This window comes from Sphingobacterium puteale (genome assembly GCF_050986225.1).
Lineage (GTDB): Bacteria > Bacteroidota > Bacteroidia > Sphingobacteriales > Sphingobacteriaceae > Sphingobacterium > Sphingobacterium puteale.
The window spans coordinates 2,338,120-2,354,048 of the sequence record NZ_CP158959.1 but is presented as its reverse complement, the minus strand read 5'-3'; the positions used below and the strand labels follow the sequence as shown (position 1 = coordinate 2,354,048).

Below are 15,929 nucleotides of genomic sequence, written 5' to 3'. Positions count from 1 at the left end.
ATTAAATAAAATCGAATAAAACTTATTTACCGATAGCAAGCATACGTTTAACGTTGCCCATATCGCCATCAGATACATAACTTGTTTGTGTTAAGTTACGTTTACGTTTTGTGCTCTTTTTTGTCAAGATATGGCTTTTGAAAGCGTTTTTTCTTGCAATTTTACCTGTTCCAGTCAATTTGAAACGTTTCTTTGCGCTGGAATTGGTTTTAACTTTTGGCATAATACTTATAAATTTTATATCAATCTGTTAGAATTCTTATTATTTTTTAGGAGCCTTTGGAGCTACTGTTAAAAACATACGTTTCCCTTCTAATTTTGGTAAAAGCTCTACTTTACCGTAATCTTCCAGTGCCTGAGCGAAGCGTAACAACAAGATCTCACCTTGATCTTTGTGTACGATAGCACGGCCTTTGAAGTGTACGTACGCACGTACTTTTTCACCACTTTCAAGAAACTTAATCGCATGTTTCAATTTGAAATCAAAATCATGTTCACCAGAGTTAGGTCCGAAACGAATTTCTTTGATAACAGTCTGTTTCGCATTAGCTTTGATTTCCTTTTGTTTCTTCTTCTGTTCGTAAACAAACTTACTGTAGTCGATAATCTTACAAACCGGCGGTACAGCATTTGGCGAAATCTCCACTAAATCAAGTTCCAACTCATCAGCCAACTCTAACGCTTTGCGTGTAGGGTAAACTCCTTGTTCCACATTATCTCCTACCAAACGTACTTCAGGTACCTTGATTAGCTCATTAATGCGGTGATCTGGTTCTTTCTTTCTCATTGGTGGTCTTGGACCACCGGGTCTTTTTAATGCCAAATGTTTAAAAATTAAACGGTTATTTCCTTAATTAATATATCTCTAAATTCGTCAGCAGTCATAGTTCCTAATTCTACTGAGCCATGTTTACGTACAGAAACTGTGCCATTTTCCACCTCTTTTTCCCCTACAATCAACATATAAGGAAGCTTTTTCACCTCGGCGTCTCTGATTTTTCTGCCCACCTTCTCGTCACGTAAGTCTATCAGTCCGCGAATATCGGAATTATTTAGCGAATTCAAAACATTTTGCGCATATTCTTCGTATTTTTCTGACACTGGCAAGACGATAAATTGCTCAGGCGCAAGCCATAACGGAAATTGTCCCGCACAGTGTTCGATCAATACGGCTACAAAACGTTCCAACGATCCAAATGGGGCACGGTGAATCATTACTGGGCGATGTTTCATATTATCACTGCCAGTATACTCTAATTCAAAACGTTCCGGTAAGTTATAGTCCACCTGAATAGTACCTAACTGCCATTTACGTCCCAACGCATCTTTCACCATGAAATCAAGTTTCGGACCATAGAAAGCAGCTTCACCATATTCAACGACAGTTGGTAAGCCTTTTTCTTCGGCAGCCTCAATAATCGCAGATTCAGCTAAAGCCCAATTTTCATCGGTACCGATATATTTAGTACGGTTTTCAGGATCACGCAACGACACCTGTGCAGTGTAGTCATTAAATCCTAAAGCACCAAATACATAAAGAACCAGATCGATTACTTTCTTAAACTCATCTTTTACCTGATCCGGGCGGCAAAACAAGTGCGCATCATCTTGTGTAAATCCACGTACACGTGTTAACCCATGCAACTCACCCGATTGCTCATAACGATATACTGTACCAAATTCGGCAAAACGAACCGGTAAATCTTTATACGAACGCGGCTTTACCTTATAGATCTCACAGTGATGTGGACAGTTCATCGGTTTCAACAAAAACTCTTCACCTTCGATAGGTGTTTTGATCGGCTGAAAGGAATCCGCACCATATTTCTCATAGTGACCAGAAGTCACATACAGTTGTTTATGTCCGATATGTGGCGTTACGACAGGCTCATACCCCGATTTCAACTGTGCTTTTTGCAAGAAATCAATCAGTTTTTGACGTAATGCAGCTCCTTTTGGCAACCATAAAGGCAATCCAGCACCCACCTTTTCAGAAAATGCAAAAAGCTCCAGCTCTTTACCTAATTTGCGGTGGTCGCGTTTCTTTGCTTCTTCAATGAATTTTAAATATTCGGCAAGCTCCGATGCTTTCGGAAAAGTTACACCATAAATACGTGTTAACTGTTTCCGGGATTCATCACCCCGCCAATATGCACCGGCAACATTGGTCAGTTTTATGGCTTTGATAAATCCAGTATTCGGAATATGTGGTCCACGACATAAATCAGTAAACTCACCTTGGGTATAAAAAGTAATCTTTCCATCTTCCAGATCCTTAATCAGATCCAGCTTATACTCATCCCCTTTTTCGGTAAAATAGGCTAAAGCATCCGATTTAGAAACGGCTTTACGTTCAAAGGTTTCTTTGCGTTTGGCGAGTTCTAACATTTTGTCCTCGATAGCCTTAAAGTCATCCGAAGAAAATTCGCGATCACCAAAATCAACATCGTAGTAAAAACCCGTTTCGATTGCCGGTCCAATACCGAATTTAATTCCCGGATACAATGTTTCCAGCGCCTCAGCTAGTAAGTGAGCCGAAGAATGCCAAAAAGTAGATTTTCCTTTTGTATCATTCCAGGTCAACAACTTCACGCTAGCATCTTCTTCAATAGCACGGGCAGAATCCCATACTTCACCGTTCACCTCAGCAGCAAGAACATTTCTCGCTAGCCCTTCAGAAATTGACAAAGCAATTTCTGCTGCAGTGATTCCTTTTTGATATTCCCTAACGGAACCATCAGGTAGTGTAATTTTAATCATTTACAACTATGATCTTTATATTGTTAAAAAATAGAAAACACAAAACAACATGTACAATTATGTTATTACACTTATGTTTTCAATAAATAAATTGTGAAACAAATTTAGCAAAATTTCTGGTAATAAACAGTTTTTTTATGATCTCTTGTCCATTTTTCAGCAATCCTCCGTCTGGTAACACCGGACTCAGAAAAGAAAACAAAAAGCAGCGCTTCCACAAAATACACCAAAATCACCGCTCAATTTTCAACCCTATAAAAATGACATGAATTCCACTGAAAACAACAGTTTAAATTGAGCATGTCATTAATATTTACTACTTTTGCAGACTCAAATTTTAACTATGTCGAATCAAGTACCAGAAGACGGAACACGATTACCTTTGATGGAAGAGTTCTACACCATCCAAGGGGAAGGTTACCACACCGGGACTGCTGCTTATTTCATCAGATTGGGTGGTTGTGATGTGGGCTGCCATTGGTGCGATGTAAAAGAAAGCTGGGATGCATCTATCCATCCGCTTACAGCGGCAGATTCAATTATTGAAAATGCCAAGAAATATCCCGCTAAAACAGTTGTTATTACAGGTGGAGAGCCGCTGATCTATAATTTGGATTACCTCACTAAGGGTCTGCATGCTGCCGGAATAAAAACTTTTATCGAAACATCCGGAGCATATCCGCTAAGTGGAGAATGGGATTGGATCTGCCTGTCTCCAAAAAAATTCAAGGCCCCAAGAAAAGATGTGCTCGATGCTGCAGGTGAGCTCAAAGTGATCGTTTTCAATAAAAGTGATTTTGCCTGGGGAGAAGAATATGCTCAATTAGTTGGACCAAATTGCAGATTATACCTTCAGCCGGAATGGTCCAAATCCAAAGAAATGACCCCGTCCATTATTGACTATGTCAAGGAAAATCCAAAATGGGATATCTCCCTACAGACACACAAATTTCTAAATATTCCGTAACCAGAATATAAAAATAATCAAAGCAAAAAAGCACTCAATCTACTTCGGTTGAATGCTTTTTTTATGTTAACTTATACTTAGTATTCTATTCAACAAAATCTAAATCACTTTACATATTCCTTTATAAACGTATCAAGTTCAAGTGTTTTGGTCTCCTCCCCTTCTTTATCCCTCACCAAAACATTACCGGTACTATCTACATCTAAGAATAATAAACTAGGATTAATAATAATTTTCCCATTCTCATCCAACAAACCTATTTTCCCATCTTCCGAGAACATCAAATAATTATTTAAAAACTTGCTTATGTTCTCCTTTTTATCCAGTAAAACCTTTCCTTCTTGCGTAACGAGTCCAAAATTTCCATCTTTCTGAAAAATAGCCAATCTTTCCGTCGCCGGAGTGAGCCAATCGAACCCGTCTTTATTTACTTTGTTACCCTTTTTATCCAGCAACCAAAAGTAGTTATCCTTATCTGAAACGATGGCGGTCTGATCATTAAAATAAGCCAGGGAAAAAAGCGAACATGGCAGCACTTCCTGCCCCGCTGTGCTCTTTATCCCATAATATTCATCGTTCGTTTCCTTATCTTTCACCATGATCCATTTAAGCGACTTGTCCAATGGAAAAGTATCTTCAAATAAACTTACATCTCCGTCTCCCTCTAAAGGGCCATCACCAGAAATATCAACAACTTTAACATCCTGAGGCAATCGGAAATTTTTTGTACCGGACACGTTAGCCACTTTAGTTGTCTCGAAACCTAGATCAGCATTTGCACCTAACGACAATTTTAGCACAGCCCCCGGAAGATCATTGACAAACGAAAAAGCGGTCATATAATAGGTTGGTACCGCTTCCGAATACCAAACGATGGCTTCAGCCGAATCTGCTTGATTTTTGATGAATAATTTTGCTTTTTTACAGGTCACTCCAGCTACATTTTCAATCTCACCTAGATCTTGCATCCATACATAAGGACCTTCGGATTCTTTCAATCTATTGCTCACAACTTTATAGGGTGGGTGATAAGATTCCGCCGTGACAATATCGTCACCTGCCGAAAAAGAATATGTCTTTGCCAATTTTCTATTCAAAATAGCATGTTCCTTTTGATTAATCACAGCAGAAGAATAATCGGCGTCGGCTAAGATCTCAACATTCTTATAAGCCATCTTTCCTTTTAAAAAAGGCTCATAAAACTCTTTCGCAAATTCAGGAATCTCATTTTCAAATTTTTCAGGAGAAATCTCCCCTTTAAACACCAACTCCATCTGCCATTGCTTATCCTGCCCATGTACTATAGGGATGGATAAGCCAAACAACAACGCTACTTTGAATAAATTCTGCATAAGAATGATAAATATGTAGCTAAATAACAAAAGATAGACCAAAAAGCCTATCCTTCCTATATATTTTTTATTTATTTGTTTTTTATTCCGCTATTTTTTGCAAAAGGGGATAAAAAAGAAATACACCTTGATGAAATGAAAACTATAATAATACCGTTTGCCTGGTTTTCACAGCTTCATCGCAAGCGAGCGCGATGCGTAAACTATTGATCGCGTCTTCCATGGAAGAAGACAGGTCAAGATCCGCTATGATCGCCTGCCGAAAGAAGCGTTGCTCCCTGTTACACAATTCCTGATGATCGGGTTCATCAGACAAGTTTATCCATTCATCTTCTTTGGTAAATTCATTATCCGCATCTAAATCCGCATAATGAACTCTCAAACGCTCTGTTTGTGTATGCGCTGCGACCGAATCCGATTTGCCTTCGTCACTAGCTTTGTCTGCAACAATAGACACCGATCCCCTTGGGCCGAAAACGTCTTTTACAAAAAATGCATTTTGGCTCACCATAGGGCCCCATCCCGCTTCATACCAACCGACAGAGCCGTCCTCAAAATGCAACTGGAGCTGACCATAATTATAGTTCCACGCCGGAATATCGTCAGTAAGTCGGGCACCTATCGCCGAAACACGTACCGGTTTAACACCCGCCATCTGACACATCACATCAATGTAGTGAACACCACAGTCAACAATTGGACTCAGACTTGACATCAGATTGCGATGAACATTCCACATGTAACCATGGCTTTGTTGATTGAGGTTCATCCGCATGACCAAAGGTTTTCCCAAAGTCTTTGCGACCTCTATAAACTTAATCCACGAAGGGTGGTAACGCAGAATATATCCCACCACCAGTTTTTTACCATATTTTATGGCAGCATTCACGACTTCTTCAGCTGAGGTTACATCCTCCGCCAAGGGCTTCTCAATGAAAACATGAGCGCCTGATTCGAAAGCCTTAATCGCGTAGTCCCTATGGGTATCCGGATAAGTCGCAATACAGACAGCATCGGGTTTTGTTTGTTCCAATGCGGACTCGTAGGATTCAAACAACGGATATTCGGAATCTAATTCCGCATTAAGTTTACTTTTGCTATCTCCTCTAGCAACCAGACCAACGATTTCAAACCCTTCTAGATCATGATAAGCTTTGGCATGAGAAGCCCCCATATTACCACAGCCCACCACCAATATTCTAATAACTTGCATCAATTATTCGTTTAAACAAATTTCTATTTTATTTTCTTAATCCATCCAATGCATAAGCAGAGCCTGCACCCAGCACCGCACCAGCCAGCACATCCGTAGGATAATGTACCCCCAAATACATTCTGGAATAGCCAACACTAGAAGCCCAGAGTAATGAAGGAGCTACAACATACCATTTTGAATAGGCGCGGGATAATGCGGAAGCTGTCGCAAATGCTGATGACGTGTGCCCGGAAGGGAAAGAATAGCCACTGGCTGTGCGAACAGATATAAAGTTTGGATATTTTTTAAATGGTCGGCTCCGTTTGATCAAATGTTTTATTCCCACATTAACTAATGCCGTTACAGCGGTACTACTCGCTACGTAAAGTGCGTTTTGACGCATGGCTTTGTCGTTATTAACAGCTCCTGCAACTAATAAGCCTACGGGTACAGCCACCTGCACATAGTTATTGATATCAGAAAGCACTTTAAAAGTCTGTGTCTGAGGCTCGGTCCTTGTTTCGGCAATAGACTCCAAAATACGGATATCTAATGTAGAAGCTGGCTTTTCCTGAGCCAGGATAAAACCGGACAGACAGGTCATCCAGCTTACTAAAATAAATGCTATTCTTTTCATCTATACAGATTCTTTATTATACTTTACTTCATTTAACACAATAAAACTATGCATGGCACTATAACTATTGAAGTCGTCATACCGCGGATGCTTACGCTCCCTTACCCAGATCGGCCGATAGGCAATGGAAACTTAAAAAGACTTCATTTGTTAAAAATAAGGAATTTTCTAAGAGTTATCAGTCTATGTTTCAAACTTTATAGAAAACAGGCATAAATTTTAGCGATTTAAACCGTCACAGCCCGGATCTTTAAACTTTTTAAAATGATATTTTTGTATTTCCCATTAATTTACTATAAATTTGCTATCAGTTATTAATACAAACATGGTCTATACCTACGTACATCATTTTCATTTGCATCATCGCCATAGCGGCGATATGTTAATTTAATGTGTTCTTACGTAGAATACCTTCCCTCTTGTTTGATTTCTTATTATTAATAATTTACTGCTAACATTTATAAAGCGTTGAAAAATCTTAAAATTGCTATCCAAAAATCGGGTAGGTTAAACGAAAAATCTGTTCAATTACTGAAAAACTGTGGTTTAGATTTCGAAAACTACAAAAGTTCCTTAATTACTACTGTGGGCAACTTCCCCCTGGAAATATTATTTCTCAGAGATGATGATATTCCGGGTTATGTCGAACAAGGAATAGCTGACCTTGGTATTGTAGGTGAAAATATCATTGATGAAACCGAATCAAAAGTAGAATATATTAAACGCCTTGGCTTCGGAAAATGCACCTTAAAACTAGCGATACCGAAAGATAGTTCCATTCAGGACATCAAAGACCTTAACGGCAAAGCAATCGCCACCTCTTATCCCAATATTCTCAAAAATTTTCTTGACGATTACAAAATCAACGCAGATATACGATTGATATCCGGATCTGTTGAAATTTCACCCGGTCTGGGGCTTAGCGACGCAATATGTGATATTGTTTCCACAGGCGGAACATTGAAAAGTAATGGTTTAAAACCTTTTGCAGATGTCAAAAATTCGGAAGCAATTTTAGTGGGACGAAAAGGACTCGAAGGAAACGAAATCCTGGCCGAACTAGTTCAACGCATTGAATCAGTTCTGCTTGCCAAGGAAACCAAATATGTGGTATTGAATGTAGAGAAGAAAAACCTTCCCGCAATCACTTCACTACTACATGGTGTAAAAAGTCCAACCGTAGTTCCATTGGCTGAAGAAGGCTGGGTAGCCGTGCACACCGTTATTACGGAGGATGATTTTTGGGATAAGATCAACAAATTAAAAGCTGAAGGTGCACAGGGTATCGTTGTGATGCCGATCGAAAAAATCATTCTTTAAACTTGAACGATTCTGACGACCATGTTAAAAAAATATGATTACCACTCTTTAAAAGAAGAGGAACGGCAACAGCTGGCTACCCGGAATACAGACCCGAACAACGCAATTCAGGATGTCGTCCAGGATATTATTCAGCAGGTACGCATACAAGGTGACACTGTACTCCGTGAGTATGCCGAAAAATTTGACAAAGTACAGCTTAACAAACTCTTTTTGGATGCAGATGACATAGATGACCTAGCGGCAACAATACAGCGCGACCAACAGCGCGCTTTGGAAATCGCATTCCAGAATATCCACCGGTTCCATAGCACGCAGCTTAAAAGAGAACGCACCGTCGAGACAATGCCGGGCGTAAAATGCTGGCGGGAAATACGTCCGATTGAAAAAGTAGGCCTGTATATCCCCGGGGGTTCCGCAGTATTGCCGAGCACATTATTGATGCTGGGTATCCCGGCCCGCATCGCGGGATGTAAGGAAATCGTGGTTTGTTCACCGCCACAATCCAATGGAAAGATTAATGGATTTGTCGCTTATTGTTTGAAGTTGCTCAATATTAAGCGGATCTACCTTGTTGGTGGCGCACAGGCGGTAGCAGCCATGGCGTTCGGTACGCAATCTATTCCGAAAGTCGACAAAATCTTTGGTCCGGGCAATCAATTTGTCACCAAGGCAAAGTCAATCATACAAGGATTAACGAATGTTAGCATAGATATGCCTGCCGGTCCATCTGAGGTGCTTGTCATCGCTGACGAATCTGCCAACCCTGCATTTGTAGCGGCGGATCTTCTCGCGCAAGCAGAGCACGGAGCAGACAGTCAGGCCGTATTAGTTGCGACTTCCACGGCTATAGTAGATGCCGTCAATACGCAACTCGAGATACAATTAACTGTATTGCCCCGCAAGGAACTTGCCTCAAGAGCAATCGAAAATTCCTATGCTGTCACAGTTGGTAACCTCCAGGAGGCCATTCAGTTTTCAAATGAATATGCTCCGGAGCACCTTATCCTTGAAACGGATCAATGGGAATCCCTGACACGTCATATCAGCAATGCAGGTTCGGTCTTCTTAGGACACCTTACCCCAGAAAGCGCCGGTGATTACGCATCAGGCACAAACCATACGTTGCCAACTTCTGGATATGCCCGATCCTATTCTGGAGTTTCCGTGGATTCTTTTGTTAAAAAAATAACATTTCAGCACATCAATGAGACCGGACTTCAACAAATCGGATCTACGGTCGAAATACTTGCCGAGCTCGAAGGATTACAAGCACATAAAAATGCCATTTCCATTCGGAACAAACAGGTATAATTAGCGAAACTGAAAGCACATAAAAAAGGGCTGTACACAAGTACAGCCCCTTTTTTATGTGCCTCAATCCAAGACAAAATCCAGCGAAAAATTACCTTCCGAATGTGTCATAATTATCTGTCGCATACTTCTCAAATCTCATGAGAAGAGCAATATTATCTTTTTCCAACGGACTCAGATCCGCGCTGACATCTTTCGAAACCGGCACGTACCAATCTACCGGATCAAAGAACTGACGAATAGAAGGTTTAGTAAAAGCATAACCATGCCGGGCAAAAATCGTATTTCGGATAATCTCCAGATCTAATTTTTTTAAATTTTTCAAGTCTTTCTCAGCCAATTTTTGTTTAGAGGCATTTATACTGAATACTGCCGGGGATGCAGAACGATAATATTCCATCACATAGGTATAAGTCGAATCACCGTCTTGATCTGTCGCTTCTTTCTTTTTCGAATTGATCCAATCGACCAAAGTTCCATATTCTTCATCTTGATTATTTAACATCAGATTGGGATTATAGGCAAATTGTTTCTTTAATAACTTGAAATTTCTTTTTTTAATCTTCACGCTCTGATCATAGGCCACCCAGCTACCGATCAATGTATCATCTCTCAGTTTTATTTCAAAACGACCATCTGATTTTTTGTCCCCGGGTTCATCTAACAGTAGCTGAATGGCATTCCCCTCGCCCTCAAGTTTCCCTGTCAACGAACGTAGATTCCCTTTGACCACATTCTGCCCAAAAACATTCCCTTTATCTGTAATTTTTTTTATGGTCAAGTTTATTTTTGGATTATAATCTGTATTTGGAAGGCCCGCTCCATCTTCAAGTAAATTTTCATCAATCACAAAATCGCCCACCCAATTGCCATAAAGCTCCTGATGCGCTTCACGCTCGATAAAAACGGAATCTTTTGCTTTGGGCTCAACGGCCTTCTTATTTGTTCTATCCTTACAACCGATCAGGGCAGAAAGCGCTAACAATAAATAAATATTCCTTTTCATTTTGTTATAATTTGTTTTATTAAAAAAAATGAGTTCATGCCATTTATAAGCCTTGTAGACCATAATGGTTTCGTAAATTATGATTTTTTCGATAAATAATAAACTCTACAAGTAATAAATTAGGAACCCAGCCCAACCAGGCAATAATCTGATAAAGATCCATCGGATTTGGATGAAAGAGATAGACCAGAATCACCTTCCAAAAGCGCAATGTAATTGCTGAACAGGTCAGGGCAAAGCTCCGCAGCATAAAATCATGGTGAAGATTAATTTTCCTCTGAACTGCCAGGCGCACTGCCTGCCATGTAAAATAGAACCATCCCAGTGCGAGCAACTCAAATGAAATGATTGCAAATACCCCACCGTTGGCGACAGAGCCAATCAAGGCACCAGAAGGTGCTGCAAATCCCAAAATACTGACGACATACATATAGCCGATCGTCCGATGTAATCGGGGGCGCTTCTTCAGTAAGCCTAAATTAAATTGAGTAAAACCAGCGGGCAAAGCAAGGATTGCTGTACAGACATGGGTATAAAAAGCATACTTATACCACCAAAGCTCCTCAATTTCAGTTTGTTTGATCATTAGAAAATTTGCATCTAATGCAAAACTGTGGTAGCGCCAAGTAATTTCCGCCATCAACGTACAGCTGTAAGCAAAAATCAAAATCCAAAATCCATTCAATATCGAAATTTGGGCTTTTTTTTTCATGACGAGTTTATTTATTTACTTCGAATTGCTTCGACAGGATCCAACCGGGAGGCCATTAAAGCCGGAACTATCCCTGATATTAGGCCAATAAACGTCGAAAGAGAAACCGTAAGAATCACCATCTTTAAGCTGACGACAATGGCCACACCAGTAGCCAATTGAACGATAAAAGCCAGAAAATAGACAACGACAAGACCAATCCCGCCCCCTAGTAAACAAAGCACGATAGACTCAATGAGAAACTGCGATAAGATGAAGAAGTTTTTAGCTCCCAATGCTTTTTGGATTCCAATAATATGTGTTCGTTCCTTAACGCTGACAAACATGATATTCGCGATACCAAAACCACCAACTAAAATAGAAAAAATACCAATGGAAAACCCAGCAAGATTGATGATACCAAAAAGCTGATCCAAAGCGCCCGTAATCATCGTTGTCTGGTTAATGGAAAAGTTTTCTTCACGTTGCGGGGCAATGCGACGGATCGAACGCATCAATGTTTTTGCCTCACTTTCCGCCTCCGCCAAGGTATAATTCGACTTGATCACCATGGCTATACTCGGCGAGAAATTATCATAATTGACAAGATTACGGGCCAATTCAAAAGGAATAAAAGCCGTATCATCAGGCGATGTATTGATTAATACACCATTACCTTCTTTTTTTAACACGCCGATAACCTGAATCTTCCTGCCCAACATACTGATATACTTCCCTACGGGCTCCTGATTTGGAAAAAGGCCCTCCGCGATGTTGGCTCCTAATACCGTAACAAGGGCTCCACTTCTGGATTCACTTTCGGCAAAGTATCGACCGTCAACAATATTTAAGTTCTGGATATATAGATTTTCATAGGTAGCAGCATTGACAGAAGAACCTTGGGCCGAATTGTTCTTATATTTAATCGTCGTATTACCGATATTGATCATATATGCCATATACTCGGCTGTTGTCATACGACTTCTTAAATCTTGGTAATTATTATAGGTAGGTTCGGGCCTATTCAAATATTTCCACCAGGGATAATTGGGACCTCCATCCCAGGGCCATTTTTCGATATAAAGCGTCTTACTGCCGATCTTCTTGACAGATTCCTCAATATTATTTCGTAAGGTATCTACCGCTGAAAACACACCTATAATGGTAAAAATACCGATAGTCACGCCCAGCAAGGAAAGCAAGGTACGTGTACGGTTGTCCTTTAATGCCGAAAACGCAAACTGACAACTTTCCAATATCAATCGAAGGAATAACATAATTGTATTCTAAAATACAATATAGTTTTGATTTAATGTCAAAATCAATAAAAATATATGCATAAATTAGAAATAAGGCCTTTTGATCCCCAAAAAAGTTATAACTTTGTATGCTTTTTGCAACCTAGTATTTAGTGCACTGTAATGCACTGAAAGGCAGACATTAATATATATATCATTAAAGATGAAGTTATCTCAATTTAAATTCAACTTACCAGAATCATTACTTGCTTCTGAACCTTCTGAAAATCGTGACGAATCGCGTTTGATGGTCTTACATCGGGATACTGGTAAAATTGAACACAAAATTTTCAAAGATGTATTGGACTATTTTGACGATAAAGACGTCATGATATTAAACAATACAAAAGTTTTTCCAGCGCGCCTATATGGTAATAAAGAAAAAACTGGAGCTACGATTGAAGTTTTCTTGTTACGCGAATTGAACAACGAGCTTCGTCTTTGGGATGTATTGGTTGATCCCGCACGTAAAATCCGTGTCGGCAACAAATTGTATTTCGGCGAGGATGACTTATTGGTCGCCGAGGTTGTTGACAATACGACTTCACGCGGACGTACAATCAGATTCCTATTCGAGGGCACCGACGAAGAATTCCGTCGCAACATCGAAATTTTGGGTGAAACGCCACTTCCTAAATATATCAAGCGTAAAGCAACTCCAGAGGACAAATTCCGTTACCAAACTATTTATGCCAAAAATGAAGGCGCCGTTGCAGCACCTACAGCCGGTCTTCACTTTTCCCGTGAATTAATGAAGCGTTTGGAACTTAAAGGTGTGGATTTCGCCGAAGTCACATTACATGTGGGTCTTGGCACATTCCGTACTGTTGAAGTGGAAGATTTGACTAAACATAAAATGGATTCGGAGCAATTTATTATTACGGATGAAGCTGCAAAAGTAGTGAACAGAGCAATTGACAATAAACGTCGCGTATGTGCTGTTGGAACGACATCCATGCGTGCGATTGAATCCTCTGTGTCCGCAGATCATCACTTAAAGGCTGCTTCAGATTGGACAAGTAAGTTTATCTATCCTCCTTACGATTTCAGCATTGCAAATTCAATGATTACCAATTTCCATACACCGGAATCTACGTTATTGGTAATGATCGCAGCATTCGCGGGATATGAGAACGTAATGAATGCCTATGAGGTTGCTGTAAAAGAAAAATACAGATTCTACAGCTACGGCGATGCGATGTTGATCATCTAATCAAGTAGATTAAAAAATATCTTGAAACGTGGGTAGCTTGTAAACTATCCACGTTTTTTTAAATAAAAACACGCAATATCTGTCTATGAATTTTGTCATTATCGTTGCCGCCGGAACCGGGAGTCGTATGAACAGCGACTTGCCGAAACAGTTTCTAGATTTAAACGGTGTACCGGTGATTATGCATACCATCGACCATTTTCATCAGTCACCAGTGATTTCGGAGATTATCTTGGTCATCAGCAAAGAAATGGAGCAATTCTGGACAGATTTATGTCTAAAACAGCATTATCGTACGCCAGTTCATTTGGCTTTCGGCGGTGATACCCGTTTCGCGAGTGTAAAAAATGGCCTTGGATATATCCAGAAAAATTTCGAATTAGCAGCAAATGATTATATTGCCGTTCATGATGGTGCCCGTCCCATTGTCTCCAGCTCTTTAATTGCCCGGGCATTCCGGGGGGCATACGAACATCAAGCCATTGTCTTAGCGCAAAAAAGTATTGAATCAGTCCGGGCCGGCAACAGCACATCAAATAATGCTGTTGATCGAAATCAGGTTTGGCTGGTACAGACCCCTCAGGTATTCCAGGCTGAATTGCTAACACGAGCTTACTGCCAAAAAGAGGATCCTTTATTTACGGATGATGCCTCAGTGGTTGAAAAACTGGGCAATCGCATTGCTATTGTTGAGGGCGATGCTAAAAATATTAAAATCACCTATCCACAAGATCTACAAATTGCCCAATTTTATTTGAACCTGATTAAAGTGAATTGATTATGCGTTACCCCGAATGACGCGCAACAGCACGACAATAATTGCAATGACCAAAAGGATGTGGATAATGTTATTTCCGGCTGCATAACCTCCAAAAAAACTAATCGCCCAGATGATCACTAAAATAACGGCGATGATGTACAGTAAGTTTCCCATTTCTTTATAATTTAATACCTTATTCTGTTTTATATAGGTATAACAATAAGAAATGCACTAAAGTTTTATATTAAATGGATTCGTCAAGATTGATCTGCAAACGATCGTAAGCGAGGTATATATTGGGTGGTAGTTCTTCCGACACCTCCTTATGTAAGCCCATTCGATGCCCAATATGTGTAAAATAGGTCTTATCGGCATTAATATCCTCTGCAAATGTTATCGCCTCCTGCAGGGTTAGATGGGAAATATGGGATTCCTTTTGCAGTGCATTAACGACCAGAATTTTCACACCTTTCAGTAGCTTCCTGGTTTCTTCAGAGATAAATTTCGCATCGGTAATGTAGGCAAAATCATCTATCCTAAATCCAAGCACAGGCATTTTATAATGCAATACCTCGAAAGGCATAATCTCTTTTCCAAATAGAAATAATGGCTCCCCTGCTTTTATTTCTTCCAAATCCAATCGCGGTGCTCCGGGATATTTAATTTCAGTAAAGGCGTAGTAAAATTCACGTTTTAGGGCTTCATGAAGAGCTTCTGTCCCATAAATAGCAATAGAAGAATGCTGCTGATAATTAAACGCCCGTACATCATCCAGCCCAGCTATATGATCTTTGTGCGGGTGTGTCATCAATACGGCATCCAGATGCAGTACTTTTTCACGCAACATCTGATAACGAAAATCAGGGCCGGTATCGACCACAAGCGTATGATCATTATATTCAATAAGAATAGAAGAACGTAATCGCTTATCATATTTGTCCTGAGATTGACAGACCTGACATTGGCACGCAATAACGGGTACCCCTTGTGATGTTCCGGTTCCTAAAAATGTAATTCTCAAACTATTGTCTTTGATTTCAATACCTCTTCATAAATCGGGGAAAGTTTTTCAGAAATAACCTCTGAATCAATTTCCACCTCCAATAAAATATTCCATAAGGACTGGATTTTTATCTCCAGATTAGAAAACTTATTCACGACTACAACCTTTGTCGCCTGCAACATGCAGGCACCAGTGCGGAATGAACCTTTTTCATACCTTACTTTAAAGCCCTGCTCTTTAAAAAACTCCTCTATCTTTGTTAAACTACTCTGTGTAAACGGCAACAAAATCTCTCCTTCTTTTTAGTTTTTTTCTCAGTATTCCAAACTTAGATAAATTTGCCTTTATATACAAATAAATTCACTTACACACATTTGTCAGGTGTTTGAAATGTGATTTCAAAAACCGCTATA

The 15,929-nt window shown here is 39.9% G+C and carries 17 protein-coding genes; 5 read left to right on the top strand and 12 right to left on the bottom strand.

Annotation, left to right across the window (positions count from 1 at the left end; genetic code table 11):
• Positions 1-22: 22 nt before the first annotated feature.
• The 3 genes from rpmI to thrS are packed head-to-tail and all read right to left on the bottom strand — an operon-like array spanning position 23 to position 2,760.
• On the bottom strand, positions 23-223 hold the full coding sequence (gene rpmI, locus ABTV71_RS09770) for a 50S ribosomal protein L35 (protein WP_002993964.1): 201 nt from the start codon (positions 221-223) through the stop codon (positions 23-25).
• A gap of 39 nt (positions 224-262) precedes the next feature.
• The gene (gene infC / locus ABTV71_RS09765) at positions 263-823 is read right to left on the bottom strand and encodes a translation initiation factor IF-3 (RefSeq protein WP_077435368.1); all 561 of its coding nucleotides are present in this window, start codon (positions 821-823) and stop codon (positions 263-265) included.
• Between the two features lie 11 nt (positions 824-834).
• Positions 835-2,760, bottom strand: a complete 1,926-nt coding sequence (gene thrS / locus ABTV71_RS09760) for a threonine--tRNA ligase (protein ID WP_121121490.1) — start codon at positions 2,758-2,760, stop codon at positions 835-837.
• 343 nt (positions 2,761-3,103) lie between these two features.
• Between thrS and ABTV71_RS09755 the strand changes: the two genes are divergently transcribed.
• Positions 3,104-3,727: a 7-carboxy-7-deazaguanine synthase QueE gene (locus ABTV71_RS09755; RefSeq protein ID WP_121121488.1), complete on the top strand. Its 624-nt coding sequence runs from the start codon at positions 3,104-3,106 to the stop codon at positions 3,725-3,727.
• A 104-nt stretch (positions 3,728-3,831) separates the two neighbouring features.
• On the opposite strand, the gene ABTV71_RS09750 is transcribed toward ABTV71_RS09755, so the two are convergent.
• The 3 genes from ABTV71_RS09750 to ABTV71_RS09740 all read right to left on the bottom strand — a co-directional run bounded on the left by ABTV71_RS09750 (position 3,832) and on the right by ABTV71_RS09740 (position 6,911).
• The gene (locus tag ABTV71_RS09750) at positions 3,832-5,079 is read right to left on the bottom strand and encodes a hypothetical protein (protein WP_433903054.1); all 1,248 of its coding nucleotides are present in this window, start codon (positions 5,077-5,079) and stop codon (positions 3,832-3,834) included.
• 142 nt (positions 5,080-5,221) lie between these two features.
• A complete protein-coding gene (locus ABTV71_RS09745) occupies positions 5,222-6,292 on the bottom strand; it encodes a Gfo/Idh/MocA family protein (RefSeq protein ID WP_433903053.1) in 1,071 nt (356 codons plus the stop codon).
• 28 nt (positions 6,293-6,320) lie between these two features.
• Positions 6,321-6,911 (bottom strand): phosphatase PAP2 family protein, encoded by a 591-nt coding sequence (locus ABTV71_RS09740; protein ID WP_433903052.1) that lies wholly within the window; start codon positions 6,909-6,911, stop codon positions 6,321-6,323.
• A gap of 468 nt (positions 6,912-7,379) precedes the next feature.
• Between ABTV71_RS09740 and hisG the strand changes: the two genes are divergently transcribed.
• Positions 7,380-8,231: an ATP phosphoribosyltransferase gene (gene hisG / locus ABTV71_RS09735; RefSeq protein WP_121121481.1), complete on the top strand. Its 852-nt coding sequence runs from the start codon at positions 7,380-7,382 to the stop codon at positions 8,229-8,231.
• Positions 8,232-8,252: 21 nt separating this feature from the next.
• Positions 8,253-9,545 carry a histidinol dehydrogenase gene (gene hisD / locus ABTV71_RS09730; RefSeq protein WP_433903051.1) on the top strand — a complete coding sequence of 431 codons (1,293 nt, stop codon included), beginning with the start codon at positions 8,253-8,255 and terminating at the stop codon, positions 9,543-9,545.
• Positions 9,546-9,636: 91 nt separating this feature from the next.
• On the opposite strand, the gene ABTV71_RS09725 is transcribed toward hisD, so the two are convergent.
• The 3 genes from ABTV71_RS09725 to ABTV71_RS09715 are packed head-to-tail and all read right to left on the bottom strand — an operon-like array spanning position 9,637 to position 12,519.
• Entirely contained in the window at positions 9,637-10,551 is a 915-nt protein-coding gene (locus ABTV71_RS09725) for a YARHG domain-containing protein (protein ID WP_433903050.1), read from the bottom strand.
• A 43-nt stretch (positions 10,552-10,594) separates the two neighbouring features.
• Positions 10,595-11,263: a DUF2306 domain-containing protein gene (locus ABTV71_RS09720; protein ID WP_433903049.1), complete on the bottom strand. Its 669-nt coding sequence runs from the start codon at positions 11,261-11,263 to the stop codon at positions 10,595-10,597.
• A gap of 11 nt (positions 11,264-11,274) precedes the next feature.
• Positions 11,275-12,519: an ABC transporter permease gene (locus ABTV71_RS09715; protein WP_183078594.1), complete on the bottom strand. Its 1,245-nt coding sequence runs from the start codon at positions 12,517-12,519 to the stop codon at positions 11,275-11,277.
• Between the two features lie 184 nt (positions 12,520-12,703).
• Here ABTV71_RS09715 and queA point away from each other — a divergent pair, with 184 nt between their 5' ends.
• Complete coding sequence (gene queA, locus ABTV71_RS09710; RefSeq protein ID WP_121121472.1) at positions 12,704-13,753, top strand: tRNA preQ1(34) S-adenosylmethionine ribosyltransferase-isomerase QueA; 1,050 nt, start codon at positions 12,704-12,706, stop codon at positions 13,751-13,753.
• Positions 13,754-13,838: 85 nt separating this feature from the next.
• The gene (locus tag ABTV71_RS09705; RefSeq protein ID WP_433903048.1) at positions 13,839-14,531 is read left to right on the top strand and encodes a 2-C-methyl-D-erythritol 4-phosphate cytidylyltransferase; all 693 of its coding nucleotides are present in this window, start codon (positions 13,839-13,841) and stop codon (positions 14,529-14,531) included.
• Here ABTV71_RS09705 and ABTV71_RS09700 read toward each other — a convergent pair whose 3' ends face one another.
• The 3 genes from ABTV71_RS09700 to ABTV71_RS09690 form a co-directional block, all read right to left on the bottom strand.
• Entirely contained in the window at positions 14,532-14,687 is a 156-nt protein-coding gene (locus ABTV71_RS09700) for a lmo0937 family membrane protein (protein ID WP_104382583.1), read from the bottom strand.
• A gap of 70 nt (positions 14,688-14,757) precedes the next feature.
• Positions 14,758-15,534, bottom strand: a complete 777-nt coding sequence (locus ABTV71_RS09695; RefSeq protein ID WP_121121468.1) for an MBL fold metallo-hydrolase — start codon at positions 15,532-15,534, stop codon at positions 14,758-14,760.
• Positions 15,531-15,800, bottom strand: coding sequence for a hypothetical protein (locus ABTV71_RS09690; protein ID WP_245971244.1), 270 nt, complete (start codon positions 15,798-15,800; stop codon positions 15,531-15,533). Before ABTV71_RS09690 ends, ABTV71_RS09695 begins: the two co-directional genes overlap by 4 nt.
• Positions 15,801-15,929 lie beyond the last annotated feature (129 nt).